Origin of the sequence: Enterococcus sp. DIV0421 (genome assembly GCF_051713745.1) — a bacterium.
GTDB classification, from domain to species: Bacteria; Bacillota; Bacilli; order Lactobacillales; family Enterococcaceae; genus Enterococcus_D; species Enterococcus_D casseliflavus.
In genome coordinates, this window is record NZ_JBIOQM010000001.1 from 1,673,196 (window position 1) to 1,692,893 (window position 19,698).

A 19,698-nucleotide genomic window follows, 5' to 3' on the forward strand; every position below is an offset into this window, starting at 1 on the left:
TGACCGATAGTAGAGGGTAGAAGAATGAGAACGGAGGAGAACCTATGAAAATCGAAAGAGGTTACGCAGAATACAGCGACAAGGCCATCAAACGTGAAGCGGTCAAACAAGAAAAGCCATCTGCTGCTCAGACAGAAAAAACCGTCGATGTTCAATTGTCCGAAACAGCTCAAGCCATTCAAAAGAGTGCCAATCAAACAGCCAGTCGCAGTGAGCGAGTGGCAGAATTGAAACGAGCGATCAAAGAAGGCACCTACCAAGTATCTGCCGAAACGATCGCAGATAAAATGCTGCAACAAGATGAAAAGCAGGTCGACTAGATGACAGAACGGGAATTTGAGCGTCAGCTTCAGCAGTTCTTGCGGTTGCTGCAAAAAGAAAAGACCTGCTTGATCAAAAATCAAGCAGAAAAATTACCAGAACTCGTCGAGAAAAAAACCGCCTTCGTACCCGTTTTTTCCACGTATGAAGGAACTCTTTCAGTGACGGTCAAAGAACTCATCCGCCAAATCCAAGTGCAGCAAGCCGAAAATCTCCTGCTGACGGAGCAAGCCATTAGTTTCCAAACTGTTTTGATGGATGCAGTCAAAGAAAATATCAAGACACCGGCAAATACGTATTCGAAATACCAAGAAAAACAAGCTGTCTCAACAGCGATCATCGATCAAAAAATGTAAGGAGTACTTCTATGACAGGACTATTTGGTTCATTAGGCACCGCAACCCGGGGCATGACCGCCAATCAAGCAGCGTTGCAAACCAGCAGCCATAACATTGCAAATACCAATACAGACGGCTACTCAAGACAACGAGTCAACTTGCAAGCCGAAGCGTCTTATCATTTAGCGGGTGTCGGCAGCATCGGTATGGGTGTGAAAGTCGGCAGTGTCGAACGGATCGTCGACGATTTTGTCATTGGACAAGTACGCAATGCCAATTCTACCTATACATATTATGAACAAAAAGCAGACATATTAGGACAGCTGGAAAGTTTAATGAATGAGCCTTCTGACAATGGACTGTCCAAACAGCTGGCAACGATGTTTGATTCTTGGACCGCATTAGCCAACAATCCTGAACTGGATACGTCTAAGACCCTTGTGCTGGAAAACAGCAGTACGTTTGCCGATACCATCAACCAAATGGGCAAACAAATGACGCAGCTGCAAAGCGATACGCTGGATACCATCGAAAAATCCGCGCTGGACTTCAATGAGAAGGTCAAACAGCTGCAATCCTTGAATGAACAGATCTATGGGTTGACGACGAGTGGTGAGACACCCAATGATCTTTTAGATCGTCGAGACAGTCTGTTGAAAGATCTCTCGGGTCTAGCAGGGATCGAAACCAAGACCGATCAGTATGGCCGTGGGTTTGTATCCATGAGCGGACAGACGATTTTAAGTGCGGAGGAACGCAATACCCTTAGTGTGGTGGTGGGACAAAGCGACACAGGCGCCTTGGTTTCCAAAGACGGCAACGCCTTGAATCCTGCCGAAGCCATTACAGGGTCTTATCCAGCTGGAACCGTCTTGTTGACGAAAACCACCGACAATGGCGAAACCGCCTATACAGAATTGCCAATCAAAGAAGGCGCGATCGGAGGCCTGCAAGCATCATCTAGTGAAATCGGCAGCCGTTTGACGGAATTGAACAACTTTACGACGACGATCGCGCAAGCCATGAACATGGTCTTTACTGGCGGCGCTTCTCCTACTAGCGGTCTATTTGAGATCGGCCAAGATGATACTGGTACAGCGACGACGATTCGGGTCAGCCAAGCACTGTTAGATAACCCAAGTCTGGTGACCGGCGGAACGAGCAATGCAGCAGGAGATGGTTCAAGAGCTGCTGCAATGGCGAAACTCAGCAGTGCCAAATTGGACTTCCCGTTGTCAGAAAAGACGATCGCTTCTTTTGATTCTGAGACATTGACGTTTGCCAATGCAGCATCGGGCATGAGTGTCAGCAGTTATTTTAACAGCATCGTCACCAAAAACGGGATCTCAAAACAGCAAGCCGACAATACAGTCAGTGCCCAATTGTCGCTGCTGAATCAACTAGAATACAAAAATCAATCGGTGTCTGGGGTTTCATTAAATGAAGAAATGTCAGATGTGATTCGTTTCCAACAAGGATTTCAGGCCAATGCCCGCATATTATCGGTCGTTTCTGAAATGTTAGACACATTGATCAATCGAACAGGAGTGTAGACCATGCGTATTTCCAATTCAATCACCTACAATGATTTTTTACGAAATCTAGGCACCAACGCCTCCAAAGTCCAATCCACGTTGAATCAGCTATCGAGCTTGAAAGAAGTCAGCAAGTCCTCGGATAATCCGCTGCTGGTTTCAAAAATCATGGATCTCAATGTGTCGTTAAATCAAAACAAAACTTACAACAATACGATCAAAGACAGTATTTCTTGGACAAAAGCCCAAGATTCTGCTTTAGAAAGCGTCAGTACTTCGATGCTGCGGATTCGCTCGTTGGTTCAATCTTCTGCCAATGCGACAGCTGGCAGTGAGGAATTAGGGGCAAATCGTTCAGAGATCGAGCAAGAGATCGAAGGCATCGTTGAATCATTAAACACCAACTTTGATGGCCGCTATCTATTTAGCGGAACGAATACGACGACGGCGCCTTTTGAGATCGTCAAAGAAAATGACGCCATCGTCGGTATCAAATACAATGGCACCAGCGAAGACTTGCCGCGAGAAATCGCAAATGGGGTCTCAGTGGATCTGTTAGCCAGCGGTGATCGTCTGATGAACGAGACGGGCACAGCTGCGGATCCCCAAAATTTAAGCACCTATTTCAATGATTTGTTGTCTGCATTGCGCAGTGATGATAAAGATGCCTTAGGGGGCGAGCTTTTAACCGCTCATGACCAGCATGCCACTAATGTGGTGAATGTACGGGCGCAGATCGGCACCCTCTACAATCGCTTGGAGGCGGCAGCTGATCGAAATGAGACGGAAAAGCTGAACTTGACCGAAACACTGTCCAACAAACAAGACGTCGATATTGCGGAAAAGTATATGGAATATCAAAATCAAATGACTGCCTACCGTTCAACATTAGCGATGGGAACAAAGATCATGCAGATGTCCATTCTAGATTATTTAAATTAACCCAAAAACTTTTGTTCTTTGCTGAGAGCAAAAGTTTTTTATTTTTTTTAGAAAAAAGGCTTAACCCTGAACGGTTTCTTCCGATAAATAGTAGCAGAGGGAAACCTTAGCGAATAAAAATTAGGAGGAACTACACATGAGAATCAATACAAACGTTTCAGCATTGAATACTTACTCACGCCTAACGGCAGCAAATGCTTCTAAAAGCAATTCTTTGTCTAAATTATCTTCAGGCTTACGCATCAACAAAGCTGGGGACGACGCAGCTGGCTTAGCAATTTCTGAAAAAATGAAAGGCCAAATCGGCGGTTTGTCACAAGCAAAAAGCAACGCACAAGATGGTATTTCATTGATCCAAACAGCAGAAGGTGCATTAAATGAAACCCACAGCATCTTAGGCCGTATGCGTGATCTTGCGGTTCAAAGTTCAAATGGTACGTTAAGTGATGACGACCGCAGTGCGATCAACAAAGAATACACCGCATTGTCTGATGAAATCGACCGTATCAGCAATACCACTGAATTCAATACAAAAAGCTTGTTAACTGGTGAAGGCGATGATGCGAAATCATTCACTTTCCAAATCGGTGCCAACGCAAACCAAACAATGAGCGTTTCAATCAACAACATGAGCTCATCTGCATTGAAAGTAAAAGGCTTAGATTTAACACAAGCCATTGATACAAGCGATGCTAAAGCTGTTGCTGCAGCAAAAGATAAAGCAGTAGCGACTGCCTTCAAAGCAGATGCTACAACAAAATATGCAGCGGACGGCACAGTTGATGCGGCTGCTGGTAAAACAGTTGCTGAATTACAAACAGCCATCGATACAGCAGCGGATGATACAGCAAAAGCAACAGCTCAAAAAACATACGATGATGCTTTAGCAACATTTACCGCTTCTGATGAAGGCAAAGCAGCAGCGGCAACTGTCAGCGTTGAAAACAACCCAATCACAAAAATCGATGAAGCGATCAAAGCAGTTTCTGCACAACGTGCGGATCTTGGTGCGGCGCAAAACCGTCTAGAACACACAATCAACAACTTAGGTACAACGCAAGAAAACCTATCTGAAGCAAACTCACGTATCCGTGACGTTGATATGGCGCAAGAAATGATGAGCTTTACGAAGAGCAACATCCTTTCTCAAGCAGCAACTTCAATGTTGGCACAAGCAAACTCAATGCCTAACAGCGTATTGAGCTTGTTACAAGGATAATTTTTGATCAAGTGAACCACTGACACAAGGACTGCCTAGGGGAAGCGCAGTTCTTGTGTTTTACATAGCAGCACAAAAACGCTTAGAAATGAGGAAGCTCTGATGGATATTCAGCCAATGTCAGGAATACACCCGATCGAAGCCGTTGCGTCGGTCGCTAAAGCACGTCCGATCGAATCCCTAGATCAAGAGAACGCCAACCTTCAGCCGCAACACCAAGAGGGGAAACTGGCGGAGAAAAAGGAACAGACAGTGGCCACTGAACCGCCGATCCACTATTTTTCAGTAGCCGATCAGCACAAGATCGCAGCCTCCGTGGAGGAAGTGAATCAGCGACTACTTGGCAAAGATATGAAATTGGCTTATGAAGTACATGAGCGCACGGGGCGTACGATGGTGCGTTTAGTGGATATGCAGACCAACGAAGTGATCAAAGAGATCCCGCCCGCCAACATGCTAGACGTGATTGGGAAAATATGGGATGACATGGGCATCGCGGTCGATCGAAAGGGATGAAAACATGGCAAGTGTAACTAGCAGTTCAGGAATCAGTACAACGCTAGGGAGTTATTCTGGCGTGACTTCAGAAGATATTGAAAAATTATTGGCGGCAGATGCGATCAACAAGACCCGCGCTGAGAATAAAATCACGTCGCTAAAAGCACAAAAAACGGCGTGGAGTGATATCAGCACTCGCTTGACTAACTTTTTGTCAAAAGTCGATGCATTACAAAAAGATGATGCTTATCAAACGAAAAAAGCGACGACCACCAATAGCAGCATCGCTTCAATTGCAGGAACAACGGAAGCTCCAGAAGGCACCTATGATCTAAAAGTCAACCAACTAGCAACAGCCACGAAGGTGACGGGGAGTCAAGTAGCTCAAAGTAGCAAAACGGCCCTAAATGTCAGTGGTCAGCTGTCATTGACCAGTTCGGAAGTCGATGAAGATGGCAAACCGATCACCGCTTCGATCGAGATCACGGCCGAAGACAGCTTAAAAGATGTGGCAGCCAAGATCAATAGCCAAAGCAAGACGACCTTCGTCGCGGCGAGCATCGTGGATAACCGTTTGATTTTAACAAATACTAAAATGGGCGACAAAAATTTCTTGATCGACGGCAATGCCGCCGAAGGGTTAGGGATCGGTTCAACTGCGACAACGACGCAAGGCCAACCGGCTATTTTTGAGCTAGACGGCATGAAGATCACTCGCGACAGCAACAGTGTGACGGATGTTATTGATGGTGTCACGCTGACGTTAGCGAAAAAAAGCGAGGAGCATGTGACGCTTTCTTTAGCCAATGATACCTCGAAAGTCGTTGATGCAGTGCAAGGATTAGTGGATCAATACAATAGCTTGATGAGTTTTATCGGCGACAATTTGACCGTGGGAGATCCTAGTAGTGAAAACAACAAGACGGGGACCTTGGTGGGAGACAGTGCGTTGACTCGTCTACAGACCCAATTGCGAAATTTGATCACCATTCCAGCTGTCAGTGGCTCAAAGCTGACCGCCAATAAGCTAGGCATCTCCACCGTTGATAATGATGGTACATTGGGATTGGATACGACAAAGTTAAAAGAAGCCTTAGCGGAAGATCCCGCTGCTGTGAAGTCTTTCTTTTATGCAAGTACGAAAACCAAAGAAGCTGATGGCACTGCGAGCACGAAAGAGACTGGCTATACACTAGCCCTAAAAGAATTAGCCAACAGCTATGTCGTCAATACTTCAGCCAATAAAGGGATCATTGCCACCAAATCTGCGACCTATGACAGTACCATCAAGGATTTAAACAAGCAGATCACACGGTTTGATGATATTTTGGCAATGAAAAAAGAGCGTTACATCACAATGTTTACCAAGTTAGACTCCGTGATGATGGAGGCTGAAAATCAGCTGAGCTACCTAAGCAATCAGTTTGCCAATACGTCAAACTAGGCAGGATAGCCGATTAAAGCAGTCATTTTTTCATTCGCATAAGAAACCCTCGTCAACATGAAAGGAAACAACCTATGGAGCCACACGTATCATTAGATGAACGTTTGAATCAGATTTTAACTGGTTTTGCCCAATGGCGCGGCGACAGCGAAGAAGCCAGTCGTTTGATGGCAGCCAATGCAGCGGTCATAGCAGCCATGCAAGCAGAAGCACAGAGCCATAGTCCACAAACCAGTGCGTTGGCGCAACAAGTGATCCAAGCGTATCAAGCGTTCTTAGACCAGGTCAAAGCCCAGCAGCAAGAGATCAAACAAGAATTGGGGCGTTTGAACCGCAAAAACAATCTTGTCAAAACGTATTTGCAGCAAGAAGACAGTGCCGCCTTCGTCGAATTTGATTTATAGTGAGGAAAAAAAGATGAATTATCAAAAAATGCAAAACAACTATTTGCAGAACCAAGTAATGAGTGCCTCCCCCAACAAACTGATTGAAATGCTGTTGCAAGCAGCGATCAAAAATATCAAATTAGCAGTGATCGCATTGGAAAAAGAAGAGTTGAGCCAAGCTCATCAGCAATTTGTCAAGGCGCAGAATATTTTATTGGAATTACGGGTCTCTTTAGACCGTGAGCAAGGTGGCGCTATTGCAGAAGATCTCGATTCTCTGTATGGCTATATGTACGATCAGCTAGTCAGTGCCAATGTCCAAAAAGAGGCAGCCCCTGCAGAAACGGTCGTCCCGCTTTTAAGCGAACTACTGGAAAGCTGGCAAACGATCACCCAATAAATTTGAGAAAAAGCACAGAAACGACCACCTAAAACCTAGAAAAGTTTAGTAATTGGTTAAATTTTTACCATGTATCCCTTTTCACTAAGCTTTCTTTTTCCCCTCCTCGTCCCTATCTGGTACTCTTTTTATGAGCGTACCGAAAGGGTGCAAGGAGGGTTTTTTTTGAAACAAAAAATAGTACAAAAGCCGCTTTTCTGGCAAGTGGTGATTCTGATTGCAATGAGTGGTGTTTTTTTATTACCGCAGATCTTAGGCCAAGGCATGATTTTGGGCTCTGATGTGGTCTTTCACTTCAATCGTTTTTATGAGACCAGCCAGCAGATCAAAGAGGGCAATTTTCAATATTTTCTTTCTATCTACGGGTTTCAGCAATCTGCTCGTATCGTCAATGCATTATACGGGCCCTTTTTTGCCTATTTCCAAGGATTGCTGGTCTTGCTGAGTCCTTCGTGGTTTTCCTACCAGCTGCTCGCCAACGGGCTGCTCTATTTGTTAGCAGGGTTTTCGATGTTTGGCTTATTAAAGAAATTACGAGTCAATGGTTGGCTGTCAGTGGGGATGAGCGTCCTGTTTATGGCGACCTATTCTGTCCAGTATTGGATTGAGCGACAGGGCTTTTCTGCTTGGGGGGCGGCTGTGCTGCCGCTGTGCCTGATTCCACTGATCGCACTAGGGGAACATAAACGGTTACGGCCTTTTGCGGTAGGGGTTTCCGTGGCGGTCTTATTTCAAATCCATGTGTTTTCAAGCATCTTGTTAGTGTTCTTATACGTGCCCTTTTTCTTACGCGCCTTTTTTGTTGGGACTTCTGGCGAAGAAAAACGACAATTGGTGCTGCGCTTAGCAGGAGCGATCGGGATCTTCTTGCTACTGACCGCCAATATTTGGTTAGGGATGTTGGATCTTTATACGAGTAACACGTTGATCGCGCCTTTTGTGAATCGCAACATGCAGAACAATACCATTACTGGAACCAGCAGCTATTGGTGGACGACTCCGTACCTGCTGCCCATCTTATGTGCTTTGTTCTTTTGTGGTGCGATCCGTGTGTGGCCACGTCTATCTGGCGGCTTCAAATTAATGACGGCAGCTGCAGCAGTCTTTTTCGTTTTATCATCGAACGCTGTTCCTTGGCAATGGCTAGGCAGTCTGGACAATGGTGTGATCAATTTACTGCAATTTCCTTTTCGGTTCTTTGTTCCTGCCACGATTTTGATCTTAGTCGGTTTGTGCCTGCTAGTTCCTTATTATCGGGGCAAGCCATTGGCAAATCCGCGTTGGTTTGTCCTCGTTTTAGTCTTGAGTGTTGGTCAAATCCTGATCCAAAACACGGTCAAAATGCAGGACTGGCACTCCGATGAAGCTGCGGTTTCACTGCGAAACCACACCTATCTGTCGGCGGAATCTGAAGCGCAATTGAAGGAAGCCTATTTTAGTAACGACAAGTCCTTAGCATTAGCGCTGTATCAACGTTCTACGCCAGATTATCTGCCCCTCTATCAAGAAACCAAGAAGAACAAGTACAATTTGTACGGGGAAGAAATCATTGAAAAGAATGATACCGTGGCAAAAACCGTAGAAAACGGGAAGCTTACTTTACGTTGGCAAGGTGATCAAGAGACGTGGAAGGCGTTACCGATCATCAATTACCGATATACTGAATTGACCCTCAATCAGCAGCCACTAACTGAAAAAGATGTCTCTTTGAGTGCCATTGGTGCCGTTTCTGTCCAACAGCAAGCAGGGGAGAATGTCTTAGTCGTTGATTACGACGCGCCTTGGTTTTTCGACGGAGCTTTATGGCTGACGATCGTTTCTTGGCTCGCTTTACTCATCGGCTTTATCAGCTGGAAAACAAGACAGCTGTACCGTCGTCGTAAGGTCGTACAAGCTTTATTGAAAGAATCTGAATAAAATGAATCAGAAAAGAACTTCAGCGAGAGGGCTGAAGTTCTTTTTTTGCTGATCAACAACAGTGTACCTGTTGCTTTTCGTCAGAAACAATAATCGTTGCGCACGCAACGATTATTCCTTATAATAGATTAGACACTTTGAAGAACTAAGAAAGGCAGGAGTGCTCATGGAAGCCATTATCCGCTCAATCAATCATATTGCCCGTCTCGCCACCCTTTATCGGGAAAAAGAACTGAAAAAATTTGGTTTAGGCGGGATGCATCATACCTATATCTTAAACATTTGCCGCCAACCGGGGATCAGTCAAGAAGCCTTAGCCAAGAAGATTTTTGTGAATAAAAGCAATGTTGCCCGTCAACTAGCAATCCTAGAAGAACGAGGATTTGTCACTAGAACCAGCAGTCCCACCGACAAACGACAATTACTGGTTTATCCAACCGAAAAAGCACTCGCCGTCCAACCAGCGATCCAACAGCTGCTTCAAAGCTGGAATGAACAAGTCGTAGCAGGTTTTTCTGCTGTCCAACAGCAGCAGTTGATCGCCGATCTGGAAATCGTCAAAGAAAATTCCCAGCGGCTTTTAGCGAAAGATGAGGCGATGGAATGAATCTTTTGACTCAATATTTAAAACCCTATATCGGCCGCATCTCCCTTGGCGTCAGTATCAAATTCTTCGGCTCCCTGATGGACTTGCTATTGCCTTGGATTTTGGCGTATATCATCGATTCTGTGATTCCCACCAAGCAGGTATCTGCGATTTTTGCTTGGGGTGGGGCGATGGTGGTCTGCTCCATCATCGCAGTCGTCACCAATATCATCGCCAATCGGATGGCCTCCAGTGTTGCTCGCGATACCACCGGCAGTATACGCCATGATTTATTTGAAAAAGTTTCCTATCTGTCGATTCCGCAAGTCGAAGAAGTCGGGATCCCTTCCTTGGTGTCTCGCTTGACGACAGACACTTACAACATCCATCAAACGGTAGGCATGATCCAACGGATGGGGATTCGTGCCCCGATTCTGTTATTAGGGGGGATCATGATCACTGCCACATTAGATCCCGTGTTGACGCTGGTCTTAGTGGGCGTCTTGCCCTTCACTTTAGTGGCGGCAGTCACGATCTCGAAACGGGGGATCCCCTTGTTTGCCTCATTGCAAAAGCAAGTGGATGTGTTGGTGCGAACTGTCCGTGAAAATGTGACTGGGGCTCGGGTGATCAAGGCCTTGTCCAAAGCAGATTACGAGAAAAAGCGCTTTGACCACGTCAATCAAGACGTAGTAGCTGCGGAAACTACCGCTAATCGAACGATGGCTGCAACACCGCCCCTGATGGACCTATTTTTGAATATCGGACTGACGCTAGTGATCGTCGTCAGTGCCTTTCGCGTCAATCAAGGATTGACCCAACCAGGCGTCATCATCGCCTTTTTGACTTATTTTACGATCATTTTGAATGCCATGCTCAGTATCACGCGCATCTTTGTGATCGTGTCGAAGGGGCTGGCTTCTGCCGATCGGATCCAATCCGTCTTGCGCCTGCCGCAAAATATGCAAGTCATTGAGGCGCCTGTCAAAGAAGAGTCTGCGCATATCGTTTTTGAAAAAGTTTCCTTCACCTATCCTAACGGTACCCAGGTGCTGAAAGACATCGATTTTTCCTTGCAGCCGGGAGAAACCTTAGGGATCATCGGTGCGACTGGTAGTGGAAAATCAACGATCGTCAAACTACTGCTGCGGCTCTATGACCCAACGAAGGGCATGATTCGCATCGCTGGTCGCGACATTCGCTCCATCGATCCGACGGAGCTGCATCAGTTATTCGGTGTCGTCTTACAAAAAGACGTGCTTTTTGCGGAAACGATCGAAGAAAATATCGCTTTTGGTCGGCGGTTTTCCAAAGAACAGATCGAAGAAGCGGCGGCTCGCGCCCAAGCCAAGGAGTTTATCAATCAACTACCCAAGCGCTTAGCTCATCCACTGCATGCTAAAGGCAGCAATTTAAGCGGGGGTCAAAAGCAGCGGGTCTTGTTATCGCGGGCCTTGGCGGGGGATCCAGAGATTTTGATTTTGGATGATTCTGCCAGTGCGCTGGATTATCGGACCGACGCTCAGTTGCGCAAGGTCCTGAGACAGCAGTTTCAACAGACGACGACGGTCTTGATCGCGCAGCGGATCAGCTCGATCCAGCATGCCGACAAAATTTTGGTACTGGAAAACGGGCAAATGAACGGCTTTGGCAGTCACCAAGAATTACTAGCAGAAAATGCGATCTACCAAGCCATTTATCAAGGTCAGACAGGAGGTGCCGACGATGCCGAAGAAAAAAACGGAAAAACCGCAGGATAGTAAGAAAACACTACGGCGTTTGTGGGGCTATCTCTACGAGTACAAAGGTCTCCTGCTGGCAGCCGCTGTATTGATGATGGCCAGCAACATTTTCGCCTTGGTGGGACCGTTGCTTTCAGGGTACGCCATTGATGCCATTCAACCGGGTCCCGGCAAGGTCATTTTTGACCGAGTCTTCTTTTATTGTGGGCTGATGCTGCTGTTTTATCTTGCGTCTTCCCTTCTTAGTTATCTGATTTCGCTCATGATGATCCGCTTGAGTCAGCGGGTGGTGGCAGCGATGCGCAAGGCGATTTTTGATAAAATCACCGAACTGCCGGTTGGGTATTTTGACCGAGTCGCCACTGGGGATATCATCAGTCGCATCAGTTATGATGTCGATACCATCAATACGTCATTGGCCAGCGATGCCATTCAAGTCCTCAGCAGTCTTGTGACGATCATTGGTTCGTTTGTGATGATGGTTTTGATTTCGCCGCTGCTGGTGCTGATTTTTGTCGTAACGGTTCCCGCTTCGATCTTTTTGACCCGCTTTTTGATGAGCAAATTTCAACCATTGTTTCGCCGTCGTTCCCGCAAATTAGGCGAATTGAACGGCTTTGTGGAAGAGATTATTTCTGGTCAGCAAACGATCAAGCTGTATAACCAAGAAGAAGCGATCATCAGCCGTTTTGACGAAAAAAACCAAGAAGCGGTGGATGCCTATTACAATGCCGAGTACTACGGCAGTATGACTGGTCCTTCCATCAACTTTATCAACAATCTGTCGTTGTCCTTGATCAGTATGTTTGGCGCCTTGCTGTTTTTGTTCGGTCATCTGACACTAGGGAATGTTTCTTCCTTTGTTCTTTACTCCAGAAAATTCTCAGGACCAATCAATGAGTTAGCCAACATCTTCAGTGATTTGCAATCGGCATTGGCGGCGGCAGAACGGATCTTCCGTTTGCTGGATGAAGAACCTGAAGTTTCTGATGTTCCTGGAGCCTACGAATACCACGAGGTGTCTGGTGATGTCGCCTTTGACCATGTGACCTTCGGCTATCAAGCACAGCAGCCCATCATCAAAGACCTTTCGCTACAAGTACCAGCTGGCAGCTTGGTCGCGATCGTCGGACCGACCGGAGCGGGGAAAACCACCATCGTGAACCTCTTGATGCGGTTTTATGACCCTGACCAAGGAGCGATTCGGTTAGACGGTAAAAATATCCGCCAAGCGACACGCCGCAGCTTACGGCAAAGCTATGCGATGGTGCTGCAAGATACCTGGTTGTTCACGGGAACGGTTTTCGACAATTTGGCCTACGGCAAGGCGAATGCGACGTTGGCAGAAGTCCAAGCTGCTACACAAGCCGCCCATATCCATGACTTTATTATGAGCCTGCCAAAAGGCTATGATACTTTGATCTCAGAAGACGGAACCGGTATCTCACAAGGGCAAAAACAGCTGTTGACGATTGCACGAGCAATGCTGTTGGATGCCGATCTGTTGATTCTTGATGAAGCCACATCGAATGTCGACACGCAAACAGAGCTGCTGATCCAAGCAGCGATGACCAAATTGATGAAAGGCAAAACCTCCTTTGTGATCGCCCATCGCTTGTCCACGATTCGACATGCCGATACGATCCTCGTGGTGGAACAGGGGAATATCGTAGAGCAAGGGACCCACGAAGAATTAGTAGCCAAAGAGGGGCGTTACGCCGCACTCTATCAGGCACAATTTGACGCATGATCCATAGCTAGTCCACATCCTTGCAAGGAGAACGCCACTGCTTGCAAGGATGTTTTTTGCGTGCCATCGGCTTTCTTGGCATAGGTACAAAATCTTCTTATGACAAATCAGGCAATTATCGGTATACTTAAGAAAGGGGTATCATCAAACAGAAAGAAGGGAAACAATTGGATCATAAACAACTAAAAGAATTCCCCAACGATTTTTTATGGGGTTCAGCATCAGCAGCCTATCAAGTAGAAGGCGCATGGCAAGAAGACGGCAAAGGCGCTTCGGTTTGGGACGATTTTGTCCGCATTCCCGGAAAAACCTTTAAAGCAACTAACGGAGATGTCGCAGTCGACCATTACCACCGCTTCAAAGAAGATGTTGCCTTGATGAAAGAACAAGGATTGAAAACCTATCGTTTTTCCATTGCTTGGACACGGATTTTTCCAGAAGGACGAGGAGAAGTCAATCAAGCAGGGTTAGACTTTTATTTAGCATTGATCGATGAACTGATAAAAGCAGGGATCGAACCGATGGTGACCTTGTACCATTGGGATCTGCCACGAGCCTTGCAAGAAGAATACGGTGGCTGGGAATCTCGCAAAATCATTGAAGATTTCACCAACTATGCGGCCGTATTGTTTGAAGCCTTTCGCGGCAAAGTCCACTATTGGGTCAGCTTGAATGAACAAAATATCTTTACTTCTTTAGGTTATCTTTTAGCTGCCCATCCACCAGGAGTGACCGATCCTAAACGGATGTATGAAGTCAATCATATCGCTAACTTGGCGAATGCTTCGGTGATCAACAAGTTCCATGAGATGAAAATCCCAGGGAAAATCGGACCAAGTTTCGCCTACTCACCAAACTACCCAATCAACAGCGACCCGAAAAATATTTTGGCAGCTGAAAACGCGGAAGACTTGATGGCGCATTATTGGTTAGACGTCTATCTATGGGGCGAATACCCGATTGCGGCAATGAATTACTTGAAAGAGCAAGGGATCGCACCAACGATTGAACCAGGAGATATGGACTTGCTGCGTTCAGCAAAACCAGATTTCTTAGGGATCAACTATTACCAAACAGCAACAAATGCCTACAATCCATTAGATGGTGTCGGTGCGGGGAAAATGAACACCACTGGGAAAAAAGGCAGCTCCGAAGAAACCGGGACACCAGGAATGTTCAAAAAAGCCGAAAATCCATTTGTGGAACGGACGAATTGGGATTGGGAGATCGATCCTCAAGGGCTGCGGATCGCTTTACGACGAATCACTAGCCGTTATCGGGTGCCTGTGATCATTACAGAAAACGGACTTGGTGAATACGACAAACTAACCGACGATCATCAAATCCATGACCAATACCGCATCGATTATTTAGCAGGGCATGTCCATGCCATTAAAGAAGCGATCAGCGACGGCGCGGAAGTTCTTGGCTATTGCACCTGGTCCTTCACTGATTTGCTAAGCTGGTTGAACGGCTACCAAAAACGCTATGGCTTTGTCTATGTCGACCAAGATGAAACGCAAGAAGGATCTTTGGCACGCTACAAGAAAGACAGCTTCTACTGGTACCAAGAGCTGATCAAAACCAACGGGCAAGAGTGATAGCCTCCTAAAACCAATACCTGAATAAGCGAAACGATCCCTGCAACGGCAGTGATCGTTTCTTAGAAAAAAGTACGTTCCACCTGTAGCGACCGCCCAAAGGTAGACCAAAAGTCTCGCGTTTTGGGCCGCTTCAAAGGAGAACGTCCTTTTTTTGAGTATTATCGTTGACAAGTGTAAACGATAATTGTAAAGTAGAAGAAGATTACAACTGTAAACATAAAAGGTTAATGGGTTTGCATAGCAAGCAAGGAGGAAGGAAACAATGATCGAAAAGAATTATGGGGTAAAAGGGATGACCTGTGCGTCTTGTTCCCAGACCGTCGAAAAAACAGTCAGCAAGCTGGCGGGGGTCGACCAAGCAGCTGTCAATTTGGCTACTGAAAAATTACATATTCGTTATGATGAGCAGCAGCTCACCGAAGAAACACTCGCTGCGGCCATCAAAGCAGCGGGCTATCAACTGATCGGCTCCCAAAGACAAGAGACCTTTGCCATCTCGGGCATGACCTGTGCGTCTTGTGCCCAAACAGTAGAAAAAGCTGTCCAAAAATTAGCGGGTGTGGAGCAAGCATCCGTCAATCTGGCAACAGAAAAACTGATGGTCAGCTATCAACAAGATCAAGTGACCGCCGCGAAGATCGCAGCTGCCGTGAAAGAGGCGGGCTATGATGCACAGCTGCCGACCGCTTCTGCCGACAAGGTGGATTCAAAACAGGCAGAGATTCGTGCTTTATGGCAACGGTTTTGGCTTTCAGCGCTCTTTACGATCCCCTTGTTCTATTTGACGATGGGGGAAATGATCGGTTTGCCGATCCCTGGCTTTTTAGATCCGATGGCCTATCCAGTCAATTTCGTTACCACTCAATTGCTTTTGGTCTTACCGGTGATGGTCCTCGGTCGCGCCTTTTACATTGCTGGTTTCAAAGCGCTTTGGAAAGGCCATCCCAACATGGATTCCCTTGTTGCATTGGGAACCAGTGCTGCCTTCTTTTATAGTATTTATGGAACCGTGATGGTCTACCTTGGCACGAACCACTATGCGATGCACTTGTACTATGAAACGGCCGCCGTTATTTTGGCATTAGTTACTTTAGGAAAATACCTTGAGTCGGTCTCGAAGGGCAAAACCTCCGAAGCCATCAAGAAGTTGTTGGATCTCGCACCGAAAAAAGCCCGCGTGCTTCGCGGCAGCGGGAATCAAGCCGAAGAAGTCGAAGTGGGTATTGAAGAAGTCGCAGCTGGCGATATCTTAGTCGTACGACCTGGAGAAAAGATTCCTGTGGATGGGATCGTTACCCAAGGCCGGTCTGCCATCGATGAATCAATGATTACTGGAGAAAGCTTACCTATCGAAAAACAAGTCGGTGATCGGGTGATCGGCGCCAGTATCAACAAAAACGGCTCGTTTCAATATGAAGCCACCAATGTGGGAGAAGATTCAACGTTAGCGCAAATCATTCAGTTAGTAGAAAATGCTCAAGGATCCAAAGCGCCGATTGCCCGCATGGCTGACAAAGTTTCGGGTGTGTTTGTCCCGATCGTCATGGTCTTGGCGATTTTTGCAGGACTTGCCTGGTTTTTCTTAGGACAAGAAACCTGGATCTTCTCATTGACCATTACGATCTCTGTATTAGTGATTGCCTGTCCGTGTGCCTTAGGATTAGCGACACCGACCGCCATCATGGTGGGTGCGGGCAAAGGGGCAGAAAATGGCGTCTTGATCAAAAGCGGCGATGCGTTAGAAACAGCTAGAAACGTGACGACCATCGTCTTTGATAAAACCGGCACGATCACAGAAGGCAAACCAGTCGTAACCGATCTCCTGCCTGCAGGTAATCACACGCCGACGGAATTGCTGCAACTGGCGGCTTCTGTTGAAAAAGGCTCAGAACATCCATTAGGCGAAGCGATTGTGATCGAAGCCCGCACGCAAGCCCTCGCCCTACAAGAAGTTGACGGGTTTGAAGCGATCCCAGGTCATGGGATTCAAGGAACGATCGCTGGCAGTCCAGTCCTATTAGGCAACCAGAAATGGTTGGAAAAACAAAACGTTGCCATCGATGGCCTGATCGAGCAAGCCCAACAATTGGCTCACGAAGGGAAAACACCGATGTATGTTGCCAAAGACGGCGAAGCGATCGGGATCATCGCTGTGGCAGATACTATCAAAGAAAGCAGTCGAAAAGCCATTGAACGGTTGCATCAAATGGGCTTGTACGTAGCAATGATCACGGGCGACAATGCCCGAACGGCCCAAGCCATCGCCAAACAAGTCGGTATCGATGAAGTGATCAGTGACGTCTTGCCAGAAGATAAAGCCGCCAAAGTAGCCGGCCTGCAAGCCAAAGGCCAAAAGGTTGCGATGGTAGGTGACGGGATCAATGATGCGCCCGCGTTAGCCCAAGCCGATGTAGGGATCGCGATCGGCTCTGGTACCGATGTCGCCATCGAATCGGCAGACATCGTACTGATGCGCAGCGATCTGATGGACGTCCCATCAGCGATCGAGTTAAGTCGGGCAACCATCAAAAACATCAAAGAAAATCTTTTCTGGGCTTTTGCTTATAACGTCTTAGGCATCCCTGTCGCAATGGGTGTGCTGCATCTTTTCGGTGGCCCCTTGCTCAATCCAATGATCGCTGGGGCGGCCATGAGCTTCAGTTCGGTATCCGTTTTATTAAATGCCTTGCGGCTGAAACGATTCCAACCCTCAGCGAAAAAATAAACGAAGCAACGAATGCACCAACAAAAAGACCTGCCTACGGTTTCTGATGGAAGAAAACCGTGGGCAGGTCTTTTTAGTGCTGGACATCTAAATAAGAGTAGGCCCGCACGTCATAACGGTTGCGACTACGGGAAAATTCGATAGGTGAGCCATTTTTCTGATAGACGATCTGTTCGATCTCTAAGACCGGATCATCGGCTTTACAGTCCAAATACTGTTGATCGTACGCGGTACTTTTATCAGCGGCGATGGTGCGGTAGGCGCCAGCAAACTGGACCCCTAGTTCCTCTTTGACATAACGGTAGATAGAACTTTCTAAATGGCCACGAGTTAAATTGGGCACCAAATGGACGGGCATATAGGTATATTCTAAAATAAACGGTTGGTCTTCAAGAATCCGCAAGCGGACAATACTATAGATCGGCTGTTCTTCCGTTAACATCAACTTTTCTTGGATCGTTTGGTCAGGAAATTCGACTTGAAAATCGATGACCTGACTGACTAGCTTGCGGCCAGCTTTGCCCATTTCTGTTGACAAGCCTTCATAGACCGTTAAAGCAGTGGTGTCTTTTTTTAAGAATGGGTGGTTCAATATTTTTGTTCCAGCGCCCCGCTGAGAATAAACCAGTCCTTCCATGGCTAAAATACCGATGGCTTTTTTGACGGTCATCCGGCTGACTCCGAATTCCTCGACTAAATCAGTTTGATTCGGCAGTAAGCTGTCAGGCGGATACGTTTTGTTTTTGATACGTGTGCGTAAAATATTGGCAATTTCTTGGTATTTTGGCATCTGATCACCTCGCAAGAAGTATAGCTGAAAAAAGCGGTTTCGACAATCAAACCTTGGTTTTTTTATAAAAAGAACGGCTGACTGAAAAAATTCAGCCAGCCGTTGCGCTTAATCGATTGATGGTTCTGCTTGACGATCTAACACACGTAAGAATGGATACCAGATCAAGCCGACGATCACCACGTCAATGACTTGCAACAAACCACCTAACCAAGAGTTGGTTGCTAAGACACCACTGAAGACCACTGGAACGGTCCAAGGAACAGAAACACCAGTTGGTGCAGGAACAAGTCCAGCCGCCATCACTAAGTAGTTGAAGGTCGTTACCACAAGAGGTGCTACGACCCAAGGAATCAGGATCGTCGCATTCAAGACGATCGGCATACCGAAGATGGCTGGTTCGTTAACATTAAAGATCCCTGGTGCTAAAGCCAAACGACCCACATCGCGGTATTGTTTTTTCTTCAATACGAAAGCCATCAAGATAACAACGGCTAACGTCATACCAGAACCGCCTAATCCAACAGTAAAGGTTTCCATAAATGGTTTTGTGACGATATGCGGCAGTGCATCCCCATTTTGATACGCTTCTAAGTTGTCTAACATCAATGTATTCCAAATCGGGTCCATCACAGAGTTGACGATGATTTGACCATGTAGACCGAAGAACCAAAGGAATTGAACAAAGAACAAAGCCAATAGAGTTGCTGGCAAGCTGCTGCCTAGTCCAGTCAATGGTTTTTGGATCAATTCATAAACCAAGTCATGCAAGTTGGCATTGAAGACACCCGTCATGATGGCATTGATCACTAAGAATACCGTTAAGGTGATAATTGCTGGAATCAAAGCGGCAAAAGATTTAGAAACTGCTGGTGGCACCCCATCAGGCATTTTGATCTGCCAGCCGCGTTTTGTGATGCGGCAATAGATTTCAGCTGCCAAAAATGCTGCGATCATCCCGATAAACATCCCTTTTGCGCCAAGACGATCAAGAGACAGCACACCGGAGATCGTTTCGCCAGATTCAGTAGTCATAAAGAAAGGAGTCAAGATCAAAAAGCTGGCAAACGAAACGGCACCACCAAAAATCCCTTCCACATCATATGATTTTGATAAATAATAGCCAATACCGAAAGTAACGAAAACAGTCATGATACTCATTGTTGCATTTTGCCCATTGCCAAACAGTGTTCCTAATGTTCCTTTAGTGGCATCACTGAAGAAGGGCAGGTTGTTTAAAACGACCACGATCGATCCAAACATAGTGATTGGGAACGAAAGCATAAACGCGTCCCGCAAGACGGTCAGGTAGCGATTTTGTCCTAAGGCATTCGCCAAGGGCAAAATCTTTTCAGATAACTTGTCCATAAAACCATTCATTATTAGTTCACTCCTTAAATTTCTTTTTGCAATCGATTACATTGATAATGTATCATGTTTTATTTTAAATGTCTATACATTTATTTTAAAAAAGATTGATTTTTGTAACTGCTTCCTTTAT

At 46.3% G+C, this 19,698-nt stretch carries 17 protein-coding genes; 15 read left to right on the forward strand and 2 right to left on the reverse strand.

What is annotated here, in order from left to right; translation table 11 throughout:
• Positions 1-44 precede the first annotated feature (44 nt).
• The 15 genes from flgM (at position 45) to IGI96_RS08215 (ending at position 17,407) form a co-directional block, all read left to right on the forward strand.
• Positions 45-320 carry a flagellar biosynthesis anti-sigma factor FlgM gene (flgM, locus tag IGI96_RS08145; protein WP_005226638.1) on the forward strand — a complete coding sequence of 92 codons (276 nt, stop codon included), beginning with the start codon at positions 45-47 and terminating at the stop codon, positions 318-320.
• Positions 321-677: a hypothetical protein gene (locus IGI96_RS08150; RefSeq protein ID WP_086338890.1), complete on the forward strand. Its 357-nt coding sequence runs from the start codon at positions 321-323 to the stop codon at positions 675-677.
• Positions 678-688: 11 nt separating this feature from the next.
• A complete protein-coding gene (gene flgK, locus IGI96_RS08155) occupies positions 689-2,212 on the forward strand; it encodes a flagellar hook-associated protein FlgK (RefSeq protein ID WP_086338891.1) in 1,524 nt (507 codons plus the stop codon).
• Positions 2,213-2,215: 3 nt separating this feature from the next.
• Positions 2,216-3,136 carry a flagellar hook-associated protein FlgL gene (flgL, locus tag IGI96_RS08160; protein WP_005226641.1) on the forward strand — a complete coding sequence of 307 codons (921 nt, stop codon included), beginning with the start codon at positions 2,216-2,218 and terminating at the stop codon, positions 3,134-3,136.
• Between the two features lie 136 nt (positions 3,137-3,272).
• On the forward strand, positions 3,273-4,355 hold the full coding sequence (locus tag IGI96_RS08165) for a flagellin (protein WP_005226642.1): 1,083 nt from the start codon (positions 3,273-3,275) through the stop codon (positions 4,353-4,355).
• Positions 4,356-4,457: 102 nt separating this feature from the next.
• Positions 4,458-4,871, forward strand: coding sequence for a flagellar protein FlaG (locus IGI96_RS08170; RefSeq protein ID WP_005226643.1), 414 nt, complete (start codon positions 4,458-4,460; stop codon positions 4,869-4,871).
• Between the two features lie 4 nt (positions 4,872-4,875).
• A complete protein-coding gene (gene fliD / locus IGI96_RS08175; RefSeq protein ID WP_005226644.1) occupies positions 4,876-6,297 on the forward strand; it encodes a flagellar filament capping protein FliD in 1,422 nt (473 codons plus the stop codon).
• A 74-nt stretch (positions 6,298-6,371) separates the two neighbouring features.
• Complete coding sequence (locus IGI96_RS08180; protein ID WP_005232745.1) at positions 6,372-6,701, forward strand: hypothetical protein; 330 nt, start codon at positions 6,372-6,374, stop codon at positions 6,699-6,701.
• A 13-nt stretch (positions 6,702-6,714) separates the two neighbouring features.
• Complete coding sequence (fliS, locus tag IGI96_RS08185; protein WP_034859136.1) at positions 6,715-7,083, forward strand: flagellar export chaperone FliS; 369 nt, start codon at positions 6,715-6,717, stop codon at positions 7,081-7,083.
• Positions 7,084-7,248: 165 nt separating this feature from the next.
• Entirely contained in the window at positions 7,249-9,000 is a 1,752-nt protein-coding gene (locus tag IGI96_RS08190; RefSeq protein ID WP_086338892.1) for a hypothetical protein, read from the forward strand.
• A gap of 166 nt (positions 9,001-9,166) precedes the next feature.
• A complete protein-coding gene (locus tag IGI96_RS08195; protein ID WP_086338893.1) occupies positions 9,167-9,607 on the forward strand; it encodes a MarR family winged helix-turn-helix transcriptional regulator in 441 nt (146 codons plus the stop codon).
• Complete coding sequence (locus IGI96_RS08200) at positions 9,604-11,346, forward strand: ABC transporter ATP-binding protein (protein WP_005226665.1); 1,743 nt, start codon at positions 9,604-9,606, stop codon at positions 11,344-11,346. The genes IGI96_RS08195 and IGI96_RS08200 overlap by 4 nt, the downstream gene beginning before the upstream one ends.
• Positions 11,312-13,078 carry an ABC transporter ATP-binding protein gene (locus tag IGI96_RS08205; RefSeq protein WP_086338894.1) on the forward strand — a complete coding sequence of 589 codons (1,767 nt, stop codon included), beginning with the start codon at positions 11,312-11,314 and terminating at the stop codon, positions 13,076-13,078. Before IGI96_RS08200 ends, IGI96_RS08205 begins: the two co-directional genes overlap by 35 nt.
• 167 nt (positions 13,079-13,245) lie before the next feature.
• The gene (locus IGI96_RS08210) at positions 13,246-14,679 is read left to right on the forward strand and encodes a glycoside hydrolase family 1 protein (RefSeq protein ID WP_086338895.1); all 1,434 of its coding nucleotides are present in this window, start codon (positions 13,246-13,248) and stop codon (positions 14,677-14,679) included.
• Positions 14,680-14,944: 265 nt separating this feature from the next.
• Positions 14,945-17,407, forward strand: a complete 2,463-nt coding sequence (locus tag IGI96_RS08215) for a heavy metal translocating P-type ATPase (RefSeq protein WP_438784994.1) — start codon at positions 14,945-14,947, stop codon at positions 17,405-17,407.
• Positions 17,408-17,480: 73 nt separating this feature from the next.
• Here the strand turns inward: IGI96_RS08215 and IGI96_RS08220 are convergent, their stop codons facing one another.
• Positions 17,481-18,197, reverse strand: a complete 717-nt coding sequence (locus IGI96_RS08220; protein ID WP_005226669.1) for a GntR family transcriptional regulator — start codon at positions 18,195-18,197, stop codon at positions 17,481-17,483.
• Between the two features lie 108 nt (positions 18,198-18,305).
• A complete protein-coding gene (celB, locus tag IGI96_RS08225) occupies positions 18,306-19,577 on the reverse strand; it encodes a PTS cellobiose transporter subunit IIC (RefSeq protein WP_005226670.1) in 1,272 nt (423 codons plus the stop codon).
• Between the last annotated feature and the right edge of the window lie 121 nt (positions 19,578-19,698).